The following is an 18,921-nucleotide window of genomic DNA, read 5'->3' as shown; positions in this document are numbered from 1 at the left end:
ACTGCGCTCGGGATGGCGCGGGGAATTACAAATAAACGGATCCCAGAACCAATCTAGAATCCGTTTCATGGAATTTACCAAACAAGAATTCAACCGCTTAGCTATTGACAGTTTTTTTAGCAAATTCAAAGCCGACTTCATCGAATTTCTTCAACGTACGCTCGGAAAGAATCTTATGCGCTAATGCGGTAGGATGAACGGGATCAAAGAACAAATACCCTTCGCAAGGATCAAGATTACCATTTGCTTGTTTAATTAAAGAAGCCGCAATACCCATCATAGAAGGAGGTGAATTTTGGCTATCTTGAGCACTTGGGTATTTATCAAAACAAGTATCTTTGAGCGTTTCTCTCACAAACCCAAAATTTTCTGGGGTAAGAATCAACTCATTAAACATTTCTCCGACGTTTAGGTATACCCACTGCACATCAGGATGTGCTTTTTCAAATTCTTCCACTTGTTGTAATAATGCTACATTATGATCGATGGATAGGACGGATAACTTATCATTGGCTTCATAATCATAGGCTACTGGGGTTTTACCCAGATCGGGTAAATTAACAACCACTATATTTTTTGCGCCTTTCTCCACAAGTCGCTGCAATTCCGCTTTAATACCACCAAGCACCACGGATAATGTTTTTGGCTCATCTTCTGGCATAGCTAGATAATTATTGGAGCCAATCCAAACGACGTATAATGCATCCGCATCGGCTTTATCCTCATGCGCTAAAAAATAGCTGTTAACTTCTTGATGCAGATTAAATAACGCTGAATCTGGATCTTCAACTGGATCTAAAACTCCAGCGCCACCAAAGGCGTAATTCAATAATTCGGTTTCTTTGGCATTCGCTACCAGCTCGATCCAAACGGGGCCATTCGTAAAGCGCCCTTCATAGTAAGGTGCTGTAGGAAATTGTTTTTTCATGTATTCGTAGAAATTACCGTTGTCCGAAAGACTATCACCGAATACAACGATTTTATTGATTGGGTTAGCCGAAGCAGCTAGAGAAAACAACAGAGTAAATATGGTAAAAAAAGTTCTCATGCGTGACCTTTTTTATGCAAGTTTATTAAATACCCATTATATACCCAATCAACTCCAAAATGCGACTATTATGCTATCCATTTCAGAGTAAGATCATGCCATTTAATTAAAAAAATGAACTAAAAAATTGTCTATATTTTGTCATTCCCGCGCAGAAGGCAATCTATTTTGAGATAAAGGGAAGTGAATATTTAAAATAGATTGCCTTCTGCGCGGTAATGACACATATAATACATGTTTTAATCAAAGTATGATTTTACCCTGGTAATTGGAAAACATCTTTTGCCAAATCTATGCCTAGCACAGTAATATTGTTCATTGGACTCTCCTTTTCTTTTTTGTTTTTAGACAAAAACATTTTGGCCCATCTAGTGGCCGTTTAAAAGGGAGGATGAGTCCATATCATTGTCCCTAAAGTGTTTTGCAATCTTCTCACTCTTAATCTGAGCACAGATGTTTCAGTTTACTTCGATCTGCCCCCTCTCCCGCGCTAGGCGTTTGAGTCGTATGATAATGTCTGTGTGACCGGCACATAGGTAACAAAGATGCCTGGTCACATCGGTAACACTAATTTATCATAATTTATTTACTTTGAGAGTTTTCTCATCAAATATGGCCAACGGCAAAAAAGAGAAGTGCATAAGCCATTCCGTTTCGCTATGAGCTTTCATTCCGATTGTTTCGCCAATAAGCGTTTCAGAAACAAAAAGCTCTTTCCCTCGCCATTTCATAGTGCCATTCGTTCTAATTTTTCTGGTTATATCAAAATCATTACTGTATTCAACATTCGGTATTTTGGATGGAAACTCACGAGTGGATTGTGTGTATACCAGTAATCTTTCAAAATGCGTGTTTTTAGGCGCCTTTATTTTTTGTCCTGCCGCATTTTAAAAAGCGAGTAATGGCTCATTCCCTTGCGAGTTTTTTAAAATGCGGCAGGGCGAAAAAGAAAAAGCATAAATCACGCATTTTGAAAGATTACGGGTATATAACCAAGCAGGTCGGTTAAAGTTAAGTCCTTCATGAGGTCTTTGCTCATTAAACTCTGTTCTAAAAGCATTGAATCGTTGCTGTTGTCGAGCTTGATTGTACTGCGGTGGTGAAGCTGTTTCTTTTTTAAGTGTAAGATGCATTCGTTCATGGCGGCCATTTTCTTCAGGATGGCCTTTGCGTATACGCTCAGGAACAATGCCTAATTTGATTAACCAAACAGACAACTCCGATAATCCCGCTACAGCATGACTTGCAAACGGAACGCCATTATCACTTCTAAGAGCCAAAGGTAACCCATACTCAACGAATAAATTAGTAAGCGTTTGTTTTACTTCTGCGCCAGAAATAAAACAGTTCTCACTCATTGAATGGCCGGATATACGTATGCATATACTTCTCTTTTCACTCAATGATTACTTGCGAAAACGGATGAGTCCATATACGTTGCCTAATTGATCACTCGCCTAAATCCGCTCGCAATATACTGAAATCCTTTTAGAGGAGAAGTGTGTTTAAGATGCGAATGTCTGCTTTTAAAAACACCCAAAAAATATACTAAGTGGAAATTTATTTTACAGAATTTGCGATATATGTTAAATTATAACGCATATTTAGTGGAGATTTAATATTAATTATGCCTCACATGCACAACAATACCTTTAATAAACCATATTTTAGTCAACACGACCAGAGCATAAAAGCTTGGGCGGTAAATTTTTCGAATGTTTTTAAACAACTTGAGAAAGATAACCCTTCTGGATTTAATCGGAGTGAGTTTCTAAACGATTATTTTAAAAAACTCGCGGAACATACCCCTGGACATATCCAGAAAGATGATATGATGCAGCAGCTTGTAACAATAGCTCCAAAGCCTTCGGCTCAAGATCAAATTAAAGTGGTGGATTGCTTATTATATGCAAGTAAATTAGGCTCGCTCGCTTTAATGATGTACTACATCTATGAATTTGATGCAAAAATTGAGGAGGCAGATGACCAAGGCGATACCGTACTCCATGTTGCCGCCAATTATGGAAAGTTTAATCTTATAAAATCTCTTTTGTCACAAGCTAAATGTCCTCCAGTTAGTGCTAAAAACAAGCAACAACAAACCCCTCTCCAACTTGCGATACGCTATATAGAATCCTTGGATCACAGCTCGAAGCAAAGGCTACAAGATATATATGGCTTTGACTATAAAGCTCCTGAGCGCTTGATTAGCGAAGAATCTGCCCGAAAACTGCTGCGTGAGGCTTCTAAAGCAATGCAAAATATGATGTCTCCTGTTAGACAGCATTTACCACACGCGACCCCTGGGGTTCAGCCGATTCAACTGGTTCCGCCACATCCTCAACTTATCGCAACCAACCAGGGTTTCAATCCTCCCCATGGTGCCTTTTTTCATCCACAGATCAGATTGGATCAAATAATCGAGCCCCTGTATTCTTCTGCGTTACAGGTCGATTTCACTTTGGAGCAATGTGATTGGCTTTTCGATACTTTATTTCTGCGCGCTAATCAATCGATCCCAGCTAACCAGGGTTTCAATCCTCCCCTGGGTGGTTTTTTGCATCCACTAAATGGAGCCGATCAAACAATCGAGACCCTATTTTCTGCTGCATTCCAAGATAATTACACTGTGGAGCAATGGGGTTGGCTTATCGATGCTTTAGCTCTGCGAGCTGATCACTCGATCCAAACTAACCAGGCTTTCAATTACCACGTTCAGAATGGATTACCGCCAATAGCTTTAGTAGCGCCATTTGCAGCCCACCCTTCAGAGCCAGCACCCAACTCAAAAATGCATACTGATTCATTGTTCGACCCTACAAAAGTGAAAGGTGGCCTAGGGTATAAATATTCAGGGAAGGACAAGCCATTAAAGCAACCCATGCTTAAGTCAGCCCGGCCACGACCAGGCCAAAAACCCATTAAGTTTGAGTTAACCGCACTAAATGAGATAGCTTTGGCAGATCCCGACCAATCAGTTCAAACTACAATAAATACCGATTGGTTTAAAGGACAGTATTATTCACATAGCTCCAGTGGCTTGCCTACAAATGCAGATAAAGTCACTTTTGTGATGGCAGGTCGAGGCATGGAGGCATTAATACCTAGGAGGGTCAATCAACAACCAACTGTGCTGGTTATGGCAAGCACACAATTTCAAGAGCTAAAAGACGACTTATTAAGCAGGCTGACTGATAAAATTGCCTATTTGGTTATCGATAAACTAACCCAACCCTGGATGAATAATGCTCCAATCGAATCTGATGATTTGGGCTTAATAACCTCTCGTCGTATTGCAACCTTCTTATTCGCTTATCATTGTCAACTCGACTACTTTATGATGATTGATGACAACATCGTAACTATCAATTTTGCAGTGGATAAAAGATATAATAACTCATGGAATTCTTTATATGACAGACTAAAAACCAAATCAGACGAAACGCCAATTACCAGTGTGTCAACAGATTGGAAATCATTGAACACATTTAAAAAAGATGAATTAGGCAGTAAATGTTTTATGATCCATTTAAAACAATTAAGAGAACACCGATTGGATCCTAAGGCTATTTTTTCTCTTTTCCCAGAATCAATGCGTCACTGGGGAGAGGACTATTATTTTCAGACTGCAGTCCAGATGCTATTACAAAAAAAAGGGTTTCAAATTCTTTCACCTGAAGACATTACACTGACTCGCTCAAAATCTCAAAAAAATTTCGCAAAAAACTCGGTTGATCAAGCGTGCATCTTTGAAGTATCTGCCCATTACCAAACCTATTTGCAGCAGATGGGATATACCTGGGTAAATAAGGCCATTGTAGCTTTGAATGAAAATACTGAAAGAAACATAAAAATTCAACAAGCCGCATATGACAAAAGTCTTGCTTATGATTGCATCAATGAACATGCCAAGGCAAACAATATCGAAAGCATATCACCCATCACCCAAGACCAAGTTGGCATTCCTCAACCCCTTGATATAGAGCAGGTATCCAGACTATTAAATACCCTTATCCACTATGAACCAGAGCCACAACCAGAAGGCACGCCCCTACTCCGAGCTCATCAACAACAAGCCATTGAATTTTTTAGAGCCAATTTACCTACGCTCATGGGTGTAGAACCAGGAGTGAAACAGCTTCAATTTGACATTGCAACCGGTTGTGGGAAAACCTTGATCCAGCTTGCCTTGGCGATGGCGATTTATTCAGCGCCTGGAGCGAATAAGGTTGTTATCATAACCCCACAGCAGCCTCTGGTAGAGCAGATGTATTCTGCATTCCAAGAGGCGATAGATAAATTCCCTCAGTTCAGCGCATTAAATGTTCCATTTCGTAACATATTAAAAGTAGCTAGTATGCAAGGCTCCTTAGAAGCCCAAACGGTTGCAAAAAGCAGCTTTTTAGCTGATAAAAAAGCCATCCTTATTTGCTGTGAGCGCAGTTTTAATCGTTTAAACGAATATAACCCTAATTTTTACTCTCAAATAACCTGTGTTTTTGCTGATGAGTCTCACTGTTATAAAAAATACCCCATAGAAAAGCGCGTTGATGCACCCGTTGTGAAATTCAGTGCAACGCCCCCTGTTCAACAAAGGATTCCTACTTTTAGCTATCAAATCCAGCAAGCCATCCATGACCGAGTTTTAGCTCCTTTTGTAATTGATAAAATACAGCTGTCTGATGAGAATACACCCAACCCAGTTGAAGCATTATTACCCTATCTAGCAAGCCTCATCGAGCACCAAATACATCCCTTAGCAGCAATTGAAGGTGATACACCAGAAAGACTTTGCCAGCTAAAGGGCATTATTTTCTTTGATACACAGGAGCAGGCAAAACAAGCGCAACAACTTCTTCAAAATCGTTTTAAGGTCTATTTAGTCATGACCGACAATATCCAGTTTAAAAAAGACCTAGAGGCTTTTAAAGCCTCGGAAGAAGCTGGTATTGTGCTTGCAGTCGGTATGCTTAAGCTAGGATTCGACCTCCCGGAATTGCATTGGTTTATAAACCTCAAAACCAAGCAGTCGGCGGAAGATAAGGCGCAAATTCTTGGGCGTGTAACAAGGCCATATGGGAATAAAACAGCTTATGGGCTGGTTCTAGATTATGAAGGCTACACAAGCTTTTTTATATATCCGGGCAATCAATGGCCAATATCCCTTGATTATCTTGCGCAAGACATTGTTCATGTGAGGGAGAAGGAAATTAATGAGGTAGAAGACATCATGCCCTCCAATTACGTATGCCGTGACATACACGACTTACCTACTCCCCCCCACTCCTTCCATATTCGTGTAGTTAAAGCAGACCTTCGTGTAGTCAAAGCAGACCTACCCCAACTTGCCTATTCTCACGATTTTGAAGAAGGGGGTTTTTCTGAAGAAGAGGATTCTTTTGATGACGATATGAGTATATCCGATGAGAACCTATCTCTGCTAGCCTACTCTCAGGATTCTGAAGAAGAGGATCCTTTTGATGACGATATGAGTATATCCGATGAGAACCTATCTCTGCTAGCCTACTCTCAGGATTCTGAAGAAGAGGATCCTTTTGATGACGATATGAGTATATCCAATGAAAACCTATCTCTACTAGCCTACTCTCACGATTCTGAAGAAGAGGATTCTTTTGATGACGATATGACTATATCCGATGATGATACCGATAGAGTTGAAAGATTCGAAAGCTTTGGCGGCAGGAATGGGTTCTTTGAAAACGGAAGAAAGCGGTCTGCGGCAGAGGAAGAAGAAGCGCAATTAATCAATCCAAAACGGATGAGAAAAATTTAACTCTTATTCCTTATTCAAGCCATTTTGACTGCTATTTGATTGGGATGATCGTGTTGAGGGGATTAGGCAGATTTTGTTGGATCACGCATTTTGAATGATCACGAGTATATTACCAAACAAAGTGGGCCGAAAAAAGCGTAGCAGATTATGAGCAACGCTGGATTATGGGCCTTGTTCAACCCCAAAGCCCTATAATCCGCCGATACTTGTGGCATTTAATGAAACAGCTGAAGATTTAAACTCAATGGATTGAGGAGAAATCACCATTGAGGAAACACCACCTACAAACATTAGTTTACGACGCGCCGTAATCTTAATTCGTCCTGACTGTGCATGCCAGAATTGCGAACCCTTGGGCGTTTGTAAAATGAACTGTTGCACAGCCAAACCTGTGAGGGCTTGAGTTGATTTAAGTTTAATTTTCTCACTAGCTCGACAGATAAACTTATTAGAGTGTGCTGTTAAATCAGCATGACTTCGCAGAGTAAAGAGCGTTTCACTAATAAACAATGCCGTACCATCTTTGCTTTCAAACTGTATGGATTCATTCGCCCAAATCCTTAGATTTTCTAAGGCATAATACGTGAGATCCTGTGCTTGAATCTTGATATTATTTAACGCATTGAATTCCATGCTTCCAGTGCTTGACTGCAATAAAAATTGCGCTGAATGTCTGAATTGAGTCAAGTTAAACTCATTTAAACGATTAGCACTCCTAAGTGCTAGAATACTGTGCTCATGGGACTCATTAAACAAAAACTGGCTTCCAGAAAAAGATTGCATGAGGCTGTCGGATGAGTTTTGGTTGCTCACTAATGATGGATGTTTAAAGGTGGGTAGTGCACCTAGAATAATGGGCTGCTGTTGATTCCCGTTTTGATAGCCTATCAAGACTTCCGTATCTCCTTGGAAGGGAAAACTAAACCCGTAATAATTTCCTGAACAGTAAAGCGCGTTTCTAACCTTATTGCTCTGAAAGGATGACATCACATCGGAGGTTTGATCATGAAGAAATCGAACACAGTATTCTCCTTGGGTTAACACATTAGGATAAGCGCTTTGATGCTGTTCTATTTGTCCAGAATGAAACAGCGAATAAGGCTGATGTTTAATCGAATTGATTAAAGGAGATCCTGAGCAGACTTTTGAAAGCATCACCTCACAAGAAAGTTGTTCGCGTTTGACTAACGCATGATCCGTAAATCCAGTAAGCCTCATCTCAATGACGGTGTAAGGGAATGATGTCACCGACGTATTAATTTGTACTCTTTGCCCTGGATGTACAGTTATCGCTTGCAACGTGACCCATAAACTATCCGCGCTTTCATCGATGACTTGTTGACCATCATCAACACCAGATCGAACTTGTTTGCCTTGCGCATAAGCATGTATGGATGAATCTTGATGCGTTTTGAGTTTAAAGGCCTCTGGTTCGTACTGATATCTTTCAGTCAACTGAGTACATACCTGGTTTTGCCGCAAAAACTGACTTAATTCATCAATACCATTTAGTCCAGAGATAGGATTTAAACTAAGCTCTATGGGGTTAGGGTTCACGACGTCTGTGAGCGAATCTGTGATCAAGCATTTAACCCCTTCGTTTGTTTGATGGTAGTGGTAAACTAAGCCGTACCTTGCCAAGAGCTTATAAAAAAAATCGAGCGAATTTTCTTGAATTTGTTGTAACCAAAGTGGTTTTGAAAAAGATTTAAGCGCTATTTCATAATCTATTTTATTCTGCAACCCTGCCTCTGTCAGGATTGTATTAAGTACTTCTAATAACGTTAAATCCGAATAGATGCGCGTTCCGGTATGGTTTAAATAATAGGCTAAAGGTGAATTGACTACAATATTTATCTCATGGCGCTGATCAGAGTATATTTCTTCCACAAACAGCACAAATCCATGAAAGATAAAGTCATTAATTAAAAAACGTACCGCTTCGCCAAGTTGAATTTTGAAGGCTGGGTTAGTAACGGTTAAGTCGATTTGATATTCACGAGAAATTCCCCAACCGTTAAGAAAAAATTTAGTAACTTCTACATCACCAGAAGAAGTCCCTAAAATATAAGCTGGACTTGTGCTAACACGCATAGGATTTCCATATCATTTCCTTTATGCACGCAAGCGTAATAAAAATACGTCTGAAATACAAGGGCTCGAGACAATCCCTCTCAAGCGCTTAAAGCTCGATTAATTTTGCCTGTTTAAAACTTAAGAGATTCCTGAACAAGTCAGGCCAGGTAGGTGGGGTCAATTTTCCCAGCAATTCTCACTTTTCTGCAAGAATTACTGGGCAAGGTAGTATCAAGTCATCGGGCTCACATTAAGCTGTCGACCACATACCCACGCTTTATTCAAAACATTAAGAATGTCTTTTGTCATTCCTTTGGGTAAGCACACGGTTGAGTAATGATCATGGATCTTTAAGCCCGTTATATGACGACTTTGCAAACCCGCCTCATTCGCGATAGCTCCTACAATATTTCCAGGTTTCACCCCGTGGATACGGCCAACATCAAGACGATAAATATCTTGCTGCGCGTCGGCTTGGAAAATTCGATTGGGTCGCTCAGATCCTTTGTTCAATCGTTTTTCTTTACGGTTGTTCAGTTTATTAGATTCTCGTTCTGGCTTAACGGAGGAGGCAAATGAGAACTTCGCTTGCCAGGGTTGATCATGATTTAACTGCAAGGCTAATGCTGCCGCCAAGTCCTTAGCGCTTATATTTTCTCTAGCCATATACTCCGTAATCATATCTTTATAGGCTGGCAGATGCTCATGCTGGAGTCGCTCAGAAATTCCTGCTAGAAAGCGCTGCTTTTTGGCTGCCTGAATCATAGCATCCGTTGGAATGTTTATTTTTTCAATGCGCTGGCGAGTATGACGCTCAATTACATTGAGCATTCTTGAATCTTTAGGGGAAACGAACAAGATGGTTACGCCGCTTCGTCCGGCTCTACCAGTTCGGCCAATACGGTGAACATAAGTTTCAGAATCCTGAGCGATATCATAATTGATAACATGCGTGACTCGATCCACATCTAGCCCCCTCGCTGCGACATCTGTCGCAACCAGAATATTCAATGTGCCCTGCTTAAATTGCGAGATAATTCGTTCGCGAAGCGATTGCGTAAGATCGCCATGAATGGCCATTGCTTGATGCCCGTGAGCCTGTAGAAGCGTAGCGACTTCATCTGCGCCGCTTTTTGTTCGGGTAAAGACAATAACGCCTTGAAAATCTTCAACAGCAAGAATGCGTAACAGCGCTTCAGGCTTTTGACCTTGAGAAGCAAATAAAAACCGCTGTTCAATACTTTTAACCGTTGCAGTGGCCATCTTAATTTCAATGGATACGGGATCGGTGATATATTGTTTCGCAATTTGACGGATTCGTGGCGGCATGGTTGCTGAAAACAATGCCATTTGTTTTTGCTCGGGTAATTGAGCCAATATGGTTTCAACGTCTTCAATAAAGCCCATGCGAAGCATCTCATCGGCTTCATCTAAAACAAAGGTGCGCAGGTGATTTAGTTGTAACGATCCTCGCTCGATATGATCCAACACGCGGCCAGGTGTTCCAACCACAATCTGAGCGCCTTCACGCAGTTGCTTTAGTTGCGGCCGATAATCTTGTCCGCCACATAAAACAGTAATTCGAATATTCGAAAGATGCGTTGCTAAGGACTCAATATGTTCGGCAACCTGAATGGCTAACTCACGTGTAGGTGCAATAATCAGTGCCTGGGTATGATTGTCTTGTGTTAACCCTTGTAAAATAGGCAACGAAAACGCAGCCGTTTTACCCGTACCAGTCTGAGCAAGACCAATTAAATCCCGGCCTTTTAGTAACCAGGGAATGGTTTGCTGCTGTATATCGGAAGGTTTTTCAAATTTTAAATCGGCTAAGGCTTTTAATAATGCGTTCGACAGCCCTAATGAAGAAAACGCAAGAGATTCTTGAGACATATTATTCCTATGGGATAAAGGGGACGTATTTAATCTTGACACGGGGTTTTTCTCCTCGTGAACATTTAAAGACGTACCTTAAACAAAGAGCAAGCGTTCACTCTGCTCAATATTCACAGCCATTTAGTGGCCTAAAATAACGTTATCCCGAAACGATGACATCACGAACCAAAGCGAAGCTGTTACTTCATGCGGATGAAACAGGAAAAACTATTCAGAGTAGTTGCTTTATCTTAAGTTAAAAACAAAACACAACCAAGATGATAGCAGATTTTTCAACATTGTGCACGAAATTTATCGTAAAAAATAAAATTCGCGCCTTAAATCTGCATCTATATAAGTGCCGCTAAGCGACAGGCTTGATCAATGGCATGGCGCGCGTCTAACTCCAAGGCCTTATAAGCCCCTCCTACCAAGTGCACGGAAATACCCGCTTCTTTTAAGGGTAGAAAGAGTGACTTTAGCTCAATTTGTCCGGCACAAATAATGACTGAATCAACCTCTAACAGTTTATCGTGTCCTTTTATGCAGATATGTAACCCTTCATCATCAATGCGATTGTATGTGACGCCAGGAAGCATATGAACTTTTTTATGTTTCAAGCTTAAGCGATGAATCCAGCCTGTGGTTTTACCCAGTCGTTTACCTATTTTTTCTTCTTTGCGCTGCATCAGAAAAACTTCCCTTGGGCTAGGATTTACTTCTGGAGGTTTTAATCCCCCTCTCCTCGACACATCGATATCAATGCCCCATTCATTATAGAAAGGCGTTAAGGCATTTCCATGTCGCTGATGAGTAAGCCACTCGGAAACATCGAAGCCAATGCCACCGGCACCAATAACCGCCACTCGTTCCCCTGGTATTTTTTTTCCCTGCAAAACTTCGATATAGGTCATTGTTTTTTCATGATCAACGCCTTCGATTTCTGGAACGCGAGGGATCACACCTGTTGCAAGAATTACTTCATCAAATTCTTGCAAATCTTTTATTCCAGCCTCACTGCCAAGTCGTACATCGACGTCATAACGCTTGAGTTGATGATTAAAATAATCAATGCTGTGCTGAAAAATTTCTTTACCTGGAATCACTTTGGCTAGATTAAATTGGCCACCTAGTTCAGCCGATTTTTCAAATAGCGCAACACGGTGCCCTCTCTCAGCAGCAACAGCTGCAAACGCCATACCAGCTGGACCTCCACCGACGACGGCAATACGTTTGGGATAATGGGTTTGTTCATAAATCAATTCCGTTTCATTGCCAGCTCGGGGGTTTACAAGACATGAAGCTTCTTTGTTTTCAAAGACCCGATCTAGACAAGCTTGGTTACAAGCAATACAGACATTAATCGCTTGGCTATCTCCTAACCGTGCTTTTTCTGCAAACGCTGGGTCCGCTAAAAACGGTCGTGCCATAGAAATCATATCCGCCGTGCCATTATTAAGAATGGCATCGGCTAGCTCAGGCGTATTGATTCGATTCGATGTAATCACTGGGATTGAAATTTCAGGCTTTAATTGTTTAGTAACATTCGTAAAAGCGCCTTCTGGAACTAAGGTCGCAATAGTAGGAATTCGAGCTTCATGCCAACCAATTCCAGTATTAATAAGCGTAGCTCCCGCTTGCTCTATGGCTTGGGCAAGACGCACCACCTCTTCCCAATTGCTGCCCTCTGGAATCAAGTCCAACATAGATAAACGATAAATAATAATAAAATCCTCACCAACGGCTTCACGCACTGCTCTAACTACCGCGATGGGAAACCGGATCCGATTTTCAAAGACGCCTCCCCATTCATCATTACGATGGTTCGTATGACGAACGATAAATTGATTTAACAAGTACCCCTCGCTTCCCATAATTTCCACACCATCATACCCGGCTGCCTTTGCAAGCGTCGCACAGCGGGCAAAATGCTGAATGGTTTTTTTGATGCGATGTTTGCTCATTGCCCAAGGTTTAAAGGGACTAATCGGAGACTTGATGGCGCTAGGGGCCACAGCAAAAGGGTGATATCCATAGCGTCCTGAATGAAGAATTTGTAGCGCAATTTTTCCACCCGATTCATGAACAGTATGCGTGACGAGCTCATGGCGTTCTTGCTCGTTGCGATTGGTCAATTTCGCAGCAAAGGGAGCTAGACGTCCGGCACGGTTTGGAGCAAACCCCCCTGTGACAATCAATCCAACCCCGCCCAAAGCTCGCTCACGATAAAACTCCGCCAAGCGTTTTAAGCTAGCTTTATCTTCTTCAAGGCCTGTGTGCATTGAACCCATTAACAATCGATTTTTAATTTGCGTGAAACCCAAATCCAGTGGAGTAAAAATAGCTTTATATGGGGTATTATCGACACTTAATTCCATGTTTTTTTTCACATTATTCGGCTTTAAAAAAATCAGTATAATGCAAATGAAGTCATGAATAAATTAGGCAGTTTGAAAATGTGGCAGACCATTGCTACCATGTTTTGATTATTACTGATGAAACTTTGGGATGCGATTCAAAAAAAATCCTACGTTGATTGGCTACAGCGCGCTGATTTTCTGGGCTCTAGCCGCGCCTTTGGTTGTTCAAATTAAATCATTACCCGTCTTTGAAACGTTAAGTATTGTGTTTTCAGTTAGTTTCTTAATTTCCGCAGTCAAATTAACATTATACCGCGAATGGTCGAAGCTAAAACAACCTTGGTTTCTCTGGGTAATTGGTTTTATTGGAATCTATGGTAATGATTTGCTTTACATCGCTGCCTTTAAGCACGCACCTGCAACCCATGCGGATTTAATTAATTACCTTTGGCCAATCATCGTTATTTTGTTTGCGGGATTTCTTCCCAATGAAAAACTAAGTTTCAAACATCTTATCGCAGCGTCTATGGGATTTGCCGGCATTTACATCTTAATTAGTCAAAACGATCATGGCTTTGATAGTCGTTATTTGTTTGGATATGTATTAGCCTTACTCGATGCGGTGGTATGGTCTCTTTATACCCTAATGGCTAGACATTACGGAAAATCCCCTGTAGAAATCATTGGGATTTATTGCGGGATAGGGGCTATATCCTCGCTTCTTATTCATGTTCACATGGAGCCATTTATTCTGCCTACTGGATTAGAATGGAGCATTCTTTTTATGATGGGTATCACAACCCAATGTCTTGCTTATTTCTTTTGGGACTATGGGATTAAACGCGGTAATTTTAAATTACTCACCATTCTTTCCTATGGAAATCCAATTTTATCCGTCTTTTTTTTAATTCTGTTTGGAATGGCCAAATTCTCAATCGAGCTAGGTATTGCCTGTCTACTGGTTACACTTGGAGGAGTGATAGGGATTATCCCTTGGCGGACGCTGTCTCAACAATTAGGGCCAAAATCATTACCTTCGTCTCACGAAAAATTGACACCAATAAAGCCCCAATAAGTGCACTTAGCCTGCCAGACAAAGAAAACAATGAAATGTCGAGCATCATGTGAGCGTCTGTTATTGCAAATCGATTCCACTTATTCTATAAACTCTTAGACGACATGCTTGCTATGATAAGGACATTTTATGAAAAAATTAGCCTCTGCTTTACTGTTCACTTTATTCAGCGCCTCTTGCTTAGCTGCTGAGGTCACAACGACCGTCCATTCCACAAAAGCCGATAACAAAGTATTAGGGAAAGTAATTTTTCAAGATACTCCTTATGGCTTACTCATTACTCCAAAGCTCAACGAATTACCTTCAGGATTGCATGGTTTTCATTTACATGAATACCCTGATTGCCAAGATCAAGGGCAGGCAGCAGGAGGGCATTTTGATCCTAAGTCGACGAAAACCCATCAAGGGCCTTATGGTGAAGGCCATTTAGGAGACTTGCCTGTACTCTATGTTGATCAGCAGGGTAATGCGAACACTCCAACGCTGGCTCCCCGTTTAACAACTAGCGATCTGAATCAACTCGCAATTATTATTCATGAAGGTGGCGACACATACAGCGATACTCCAAAGTTAGGCGGAGGTGGTGCAAGAATTGCCTGTGGAGTGATTAAAGGTAGTGAGCGTGAGAACGGAAAAGCTTCTAATTGACCTTCTGAAGCTTTCTAAGGAAGAAACTTCGAACCCTAGATACTCTGGCAATGCTAAAGTATCTAGGGTTCATTATTTAGGACTTATGCCGCAAAGGGGTTTCTTAGTATAATGGTTGAATCACGCTCAGGCCCCGTAGACAGCATATCAACAGGAACTTCCAGTAATTCTTCAAGGCGCTTGATGTAGGCCAGTGCATTGGCAGGAAGTTGCGATTTAGACGTTAAGTCTGCGGTTGACTCACCCCACCCCGGGAGCTCTTCATAAATAGGCTCAAGACCTTCATAATCTTCAGCTGCTTGTGATGGACGTGTAAGGACGTTGCCGTTCGCATCGCGGTAGGCGACCGCAACCTTAATGGTTTCTAACCCATCTAAAACATCCAATTTGGTTAAGCAAAGACCTGTAAGGCTATTTAGCTCGATTGAGCGACGCAATAATACCGCATCAAACCATCCGCAGCGACGAGGACGGCCAGTTACTGCACCAAATTCATTACCGCGCTCAGCTAAACGCTTGCCAACGTCATCAAATAACTCGGTTGGAAAAGGACCACCGCCAACGCGAGTGGTATAGGCTTTTGTGATTCCTAAAATGTAATCAAGATAACGAGGACCAAAACCAGCGCCGTTAACCACGCTACCGACACATGTATTTGAAGACGTCACAAAAGGGTACGTGCCATGATCAATGTCTAGATAAACGCCTTGGGCGCCTTCAAATAAAATAGAATCGCCCTCGCGTCGATGCTCATGAAGCGCCGTCGTAATATCAGTAACCAAATCTTTCAATTCATCAGCCCAGATCTTAGCATCAGCGAGAATGGGAGCAACCTCAACGGCTGATTGTTCGTAGTAATGGGTGAGTAAGAAATTATGATACTGCAATAACTCGGTTAGCTTCTTCGAAAATTGCTCCGGCTTTAACAAATCACCAATTTTAAGCGCTCGGCGAGCAATTTTATCCTCATAAGCAGGGCCAATTCCTCTTCCTGTTGTTCCAATAGCGGCATGTCCTTTTTTAGCTTCACGAGCTTTATCAAGCGCAATGTGAGACGGCAAAATCAAAGGGCAAGCCTGACTGATGCGCAATCGAGTACGCACATCAATTCCTCGGCTTTCCAGCTCGTTAATTTCTTCCAGCAACGCGTCGGGAGAGACAACAACTCCATTACCGATATAGCATTGGACATGTGGTCGCAATACCCCAGATGGTATCAGACGAAGCACCGTTTTTACGCCATTAATTTTTAATGTATGGCCGGCATTATGGCCACCTTGGTAGCGAACAACCACGGCTGCCTCTTGGGTCAATAAGTCCACTATTTTACCTTTACCCTCATCACCCCATTGTGTGCCGACAACAACTACATTCTTACCCATGATAAAAACTCTTACTCTGCAAATTGATGGATAATAGTAAGCAATATCACACCTACCATCATGCTAAAAAAACCTGAAATGCGTACCAACCGATTTTCAGTTGTGACGACTTTGACAATTAATTTCTTCCACGTTGAAGGCGATGCAAACGGCATAATCCCTTCAAGGACAAGCACCAAAGCTAAGGCTGAAAGAAAATTAACTAGCACAAACATCATCTCCAATAAAAAAGGGTTAAGACCGCTTAACCCTTAAAAACTACTATATTGTTAACCTTAAAGAGGGGTCTATTATAATTAATTCCCAGCGGCAATTCCATTCTCTTTTGCTAAACCTAGGATAAAAATCATAACTTGAACAAAATAATGCGCCTGTGTCATTACTGGACGAGTGAAAACCTATTTCAAATCGCGTCTCAGTGTTTTACCTAAAATAGATTCCCGCTGGCGCGGGAATGACAAAAATTGAACCGTTATTTACACTATTAATTCTGCTTAGCGTTACGATCTTGTCCTGTTGCTAAACCGTGCTTGAAATAGTCGAAAAACGAGCTACTTTGATCAAGAACTAGAATATCCTGCTTGCTATCAAAACTATTTTCATAGGCTTTTAAACTGCGATAGAACGCAAAAAAATCTTTATTCTTCGCAAAAGCCTGCTCGTAAATAGAAGCAGCTTCGGCTTGACCTTTAGCTTTAATGATACGCCCCTCATTTAAAGCTTCGGCAAGAATCACCGTCACTTTTGCATCTGAATTGGCTCGTATTGCCTCAGCGGCTGCATTTCCATCGGCACGATGGCGATTAGCGATTTTTTGCATATCAGCGCGCATCCGTTGATAGATTGCATTACTAGTACTGGGTGGAAGCTCTATCCCTTTAATGCGTACATCAACCACATACATCCCAAGTTGACTCGCCTGTTCTTCGGCCTTTTGCTGTAACACATCCATCACATCATCGCGTCCAGAAACCAGATCGGGAATAGTACGTTTACCAAACTGAGCCCGCAAAGAAGTATTCAGTTGTTGCTCAAGTAATGTTTCAGCTTTAAGTTTATTACCACCCGTTGCCTTGAAGTAATGGGCCAAGTCATTAATTCGCCATTTAACATAATAGTCGACCAGAACATCTTTCTTCTCTTTAGTCACAATCCGAGAAGATTTAATATCAAGCGTTTGAATCCTCGTATCAAAGATGCGAACACTTTCAATAAAAGGAATTTTAGCATGCAAACCTGGATTAAGAATTTTTGCTTGATCTCCTTGTCCAGTTGTTACTAACTTACCAAGGCGCAATAAGATGCCATGGTGCCCTTGCATTATGGTAAAGAGGCTAGTCAAGACTAACAATATTATAACAAAGACTAAAACCCCTAAAAACGTTTTAGTTGCGTTCATTAGCTTATCCTCCCCGGGCGTTCGGTAGAGCGAAGCAACGGACGTCCATCAAATACGGACGCTGCTGCGGCTTGAGGGTCTGTTCCTTCCTCCAAATCCACTTTTGGTACTACACTTGTTTTCGGGCCATTATTATTGCCAATTAATTTTTCAAGTGGCAAATAAAGCAGGTTTCCTGACTTGCCATCCACGATTATTTTACTGCTCTGACTCAATACTTTTTGCATCGCGTCTAAATACATCCGCTCAGCAGTAACATAGGGAGATTGTAAATAAACCGGCAATAATTTTAGAAATTCAGCGGTCTCCCCTTTTGCATTCAATACGACTTGCTGAGCATAAGCCTGAGCTTCAGATAAAATACGTTTTGCGTTCCCATGAGCAATTGGAACGACACGAGCCTCATAGGCTCGAGCTTGCTCAATAAAACGCTTCTCATCTTCTTGGGCTTTGATTGCGTCATCAAACGCATCTTGCACCATTTCAGGCGCGCGCGCCGGTTGTGGTGAAACATTAACCACTAAAATTCCAGTTTTATAGCGCTTTAAAATCTCAATTAGGTTTTCTTGAACCTTGCCCCCCCACACATCACGTCCTTCGGTGATGATTGCATCTAATGAGGTGTGACCTATCACTTGCCGCAGAGCGCTAGAAGTGGCTTGTTGTAAGCTTTCAATAGGATCCGCTACATTGAATAAATAATCTTCCAAATCGCCGATGCGATATTGAACGACTACCGACACAGAGACTAGATTTTCATCTTGCGTCAGCATGTTCGCTGAATAGGAGTAATCGGAAACTCGCTCAACATTGACCAGAATTTTTGAGGAAATTAAGCGAGGGATCCAGTGAGGTCCTGGACCAACCGTTTCAACGTATTTTCCAAAGCGCAGTATTGCAGCCTGCTCTGCTGGATCAACAATAAAAATTCCTGATAATACCCAGAGTATAAAAGCGACTAAAAAGATGATGCCAGCCAAGATTCCAGCACCACCAGCGCCAGAATCGGGACGTCCGCCATCCGACTTGCCCCCTCCTTTCATGAATGTTCGTTTCAATCGCTCTTGGAGTCGCTTTAATGCTTCATCTAAATCCGGTGGCTGATTATTACCCCCACTCCATGGATCTTTGTCCTTACCCTTGTCCTTATCTTTATCCGGCTCATTCCACCCCATGCACTATTACTCCAGGCGTTACAAAGAAAATAGAATTTTATGGGGTATATTGTCATTAAGCAAGTCTATTTCTGATTGCTTTAGATGAT

General features: G+C 41.6%; 12 protein-coding genes. 3 read left to right on the top strand and 9 right to left on the bottom strand.

Annotated elements, in window-relative coordinates:
• Positions 1–97: 97 nt before the first annotated feature.
• Both E1O47_RS04055 and E1O47_RS04050 read right to left on the bottom strand, forming a co-directional pair.
• Positions 98–1,048, bottom strand: coding sequence for an SGNH/GDSL hydrolase family protein (locus tag E1O47_RS04055; RefSeq protein ID WP_133129992.1), 951 nt, complete (start codon positions 1,046–1,048; stop codon positions 98–100).
• A gap of 887 nt (positions 1,049–1,935) precedes the next feature.
• Entirely contained in the window at positions 1,936–2,406 is a 471-nt protein-coding gene (locus E1O47_RS04050) for an integrase core domain-containing protein (RefSeq protein WP_133129991.1), read from the bottom strand.
• A gap of 269 nt (positions 2,407–2,675) precedes the next feature.
• Here E1O47_RS04050 and E1O47_RS04045 point away from each other — a divergent pair, with 269 nt between their 5' ends.
• Complete coding sequence (locus E1O47_RS04045; RefSeq protein ID WP_133129990.1) at positions 2,676–6,842, top strand: DEAD/DEAH box helicase family protein; 4,167 nt, start codon at positions 2,676–2,678, stop codon at positions 6,840–6,842.
• 189 nt (positions 6,843–7,031) lie between these two features.
• Here E1O47_RS04045 and E1O47_RS04040 read toward each other — a convergent pair whose 3' ends face one another.
• The 3 genes from E1O47_RS04040 to E1O47_RS04030 all read right to left on the bottom strand — a co-directional run bounded on the left by E1O47_RS04040 (position 7,032) and on the right by E1O47_RS04030 (position 13,171).
• Positions 7,032–8,936: a contractile injection system protein, VgrG/Pvc8 family gene (locus E1O47_RS04040; protein ID WP_133129989.1), complete on the bottom strand. Its 1,905-nt coding sequence runs from the start codon at positions 8,934–8,936 to the stop codon at positions 7,032–7,034.
• A 213-nt stretch (positions 8,937–9,149) separates the two neighbouring features.
• Positions 9,150–10,811 (bottom strand): DEAD/DEAH box helicase, encoded by a 1,662-nt coding sequence (locus E1O47_RS04035; protein WP_133129988.1) that lies wholly within the window; start codon positions 10,809–10,811, stop codon positions 9,150–9,152.
• Between the two features lie 332 nt (positions 10,812–11,143).
• A complete protein-coding gene (locus tag E1O47_RS04030) occupies positions 11,144–13,171 on the bottom strand; it encodes an NADPH-dependent 2,4-dienoyl-CoA reductase (RefSeq protein ID WP_133130032.1) in 2,028 nt (675 codons plus the stop codon).
• A gap of 130 nt (positions 13,172–13,301) precedes the next feature.
• Between E1O47_RS04030 and E1O47_RS04025 the strand changes: the two genes are divergently transcribed.
• On the top strand, positions 13,302–14,228 hold the full coding sequence (locus tag E1O47_RS04025; RefSeq protein WP_133129987.1) for a DMT family transporter: 927 nt from the start codon (positions 13,302–13,304) through the stop codon (positions 14,226–14,228).
• A gap of 129 nt (positions 14,229–14,357) precedes the next feature.
• The gene (locus tag E1O47_RS04020) at positions 14,358–14,876 is read left to right on the top strand and encodes a superoxide dismutase family protein (RefSeq protein ID WP_133129986.1); all 519 of its coding nucleotides are present in this window, start codon (positions 14,358–14,360) and stop codon (positions 14,874–14,876) included.
• 83 nt (positions 14,877–14,959) lie between these two features.
• Here the strand turns inward: E1O47_RS04020 and E1O47_RS04015 are convergent, their stop codons facing one another.
• The 4 genes from E1O47_RS04015 to hflK all read right to left on the bottom strand — a co-directional run bounded on the left by E1O47_RS04015 (position 14,960) and on the right by hflK (position 18,832).
• Positions 14,960–16,258 (bottom strand): adenylosuccinate synthase, encoded by a 1,299-nt coding sequence (locus tag E1O47_RS04015; RefSeq protein ID WP_133129985.1) that lies wholly within the window; start codon positions 16,256–16,258, stop codon positions 14,960–14,962.
• 11 nt (positions 16,259–16,269) lie between these two features.
• Complete coding sequence (locus E1O47_RS04010; RefSeq protein WP_242602000.1) at positions 16,270–16,473, bottom strand: DUF2065 domain-containing protein; 204 nt, start codon at positions 16,471–16,473, stop codon at positions 16,270–16,272.
• A 269-nt stretch (positions 16,474–16,742) separates the two neighbouring features.
• Positions 16,743–17,657 carry a protease modulator HflC gene (hflC, locus tag E1O47_RS04005; RefSeq protein ID WP_133129983.1) on the bottom strand — a complete coding sequence of 305 codons (915 nt, stop codon included), beginning with the start codon at positions 17,655–17,657 and terminating at the stop codon, positions 16,743–16,745.
• Entirely contained in the window at positions 17,657–18,832 is a 1,176-nt protein-coding gene (gene hflK / locus E1O47_RS04000) for an FtsH protease activity modulator HflK (RefSeq protein WP_133129982.1), read from the bottom strand. The genes hflC and hflK overlap by 1 nt, the downstream gene beginning before the upstream one ends.
• Positions 18,833–18,921: the final 89 nt, after the last annotated feature.

It is taken from the genome of Legionella yabuuchiae, assembly GCF_900640115.1.
Classification (GTDB): domain Bacteria; phylum Pseudomonadota; class Gammaproteobacteria; order Legionellales; family Legionellaceae; genus Legionella_A; species Legionella_A yabuuchiae.
Note: the sequence above shows the minus strand (reverse complement) of the source record. Positions and strands in the feature narration are given on the sequence as shown.

What these genes read in the sequence shown, in the direction of transcription:
- hflK (WP_133129982.1), bottom strand. Translation starts at nt 18,832, where the DNA reads ATGGGGTGGAATGAGCCGGATAAAGATAAGGACAAGGGTAAGGACAAA.
- E1O47_RS04015 (WP_133129985.1), bottom strand. Translation starts at nt 16,258, where the DNA reads ATGGGTAAGAATGTAGTTGTTGTCGGCACACAATGGGGTGATGAGGGT.
- E1O47_RS04035 (WP_133129988.1), bottom strand. Translation starts at nt 10,811, where the DNA reads ATGTCTCAAGAATCTCTTGCGTTTTCTTCATTAGGGCTGTCGAACGCA.
- E1O47_RS04025 (WP_133129987.1), top strand. Translation starts at nt 13,302, where the DNA reads ATGCGATTCAAAAAAAATCCTACGTTGATTGGCTACAGCGCGCTGATT.
- hflC (WP_133129983.1), bottom strand. Translation starts at nt 17,657, where the DNA reads ATGAACGCAACTAAAACGTTTTTAGGGGTTTTAGTCTTTGTTATAATA.
- E1O47_RS04010 (WP_242602000.1), bottom strand. Translation starts at nt 16,473, where the DNA reads ATGTTTGTGCTAGTTAATTTTCTTTCAGCCTTAGCTTTGGTGCTTGTC.
- E1O47_RS04030 (WP_133130032.1), bottom strand. Translation starts at nt 13,171, where the DNA reads ATGGAATTAAGTGTCGATAATACCCCATATAAAGCTATTTTTACTCCA.
- E1O47_RS04050 (WP_133129991.1), bottom strand. Translation starts at nt 2,406, where the DNA reads ATGAGTGAGAACTGTTTTATTTCTGGCGCAGAAGTAAAACAAACGCTT.
- E1O47_RS04040 (WP_133129989.1), bottom strand. Translation starts at nt 8,936, where the DNA reads ATGCGTGTTAGCACAAGTCCAGCTTATATTTTAGGGACTTCTTCTGGT.
- E1O47_RS04020 (WP_133129986.1), top strand. Translation starts at nt 14,358, where the DNA reads ATGAAAAAATTAGCCTCTGCTTTACTGTTCACTTTATTCAGCGCCTCT.
- E1O47_RS04045 (WP_133129990.1), top strand. Translation starts at nt 2,676, where the DNA reads ATGCCTCACATGCACAACAATACCTTTAATAAACCATATTTTAGTCAA.
- E1O47_RS04055 (WP_133129992.1), bottom strand. Translation starts at nt 1,048, where the DNA reads ATGAGAACTTTTTTTACCATATTTACTCTGTTGTTTTCTCTAGCTGCT.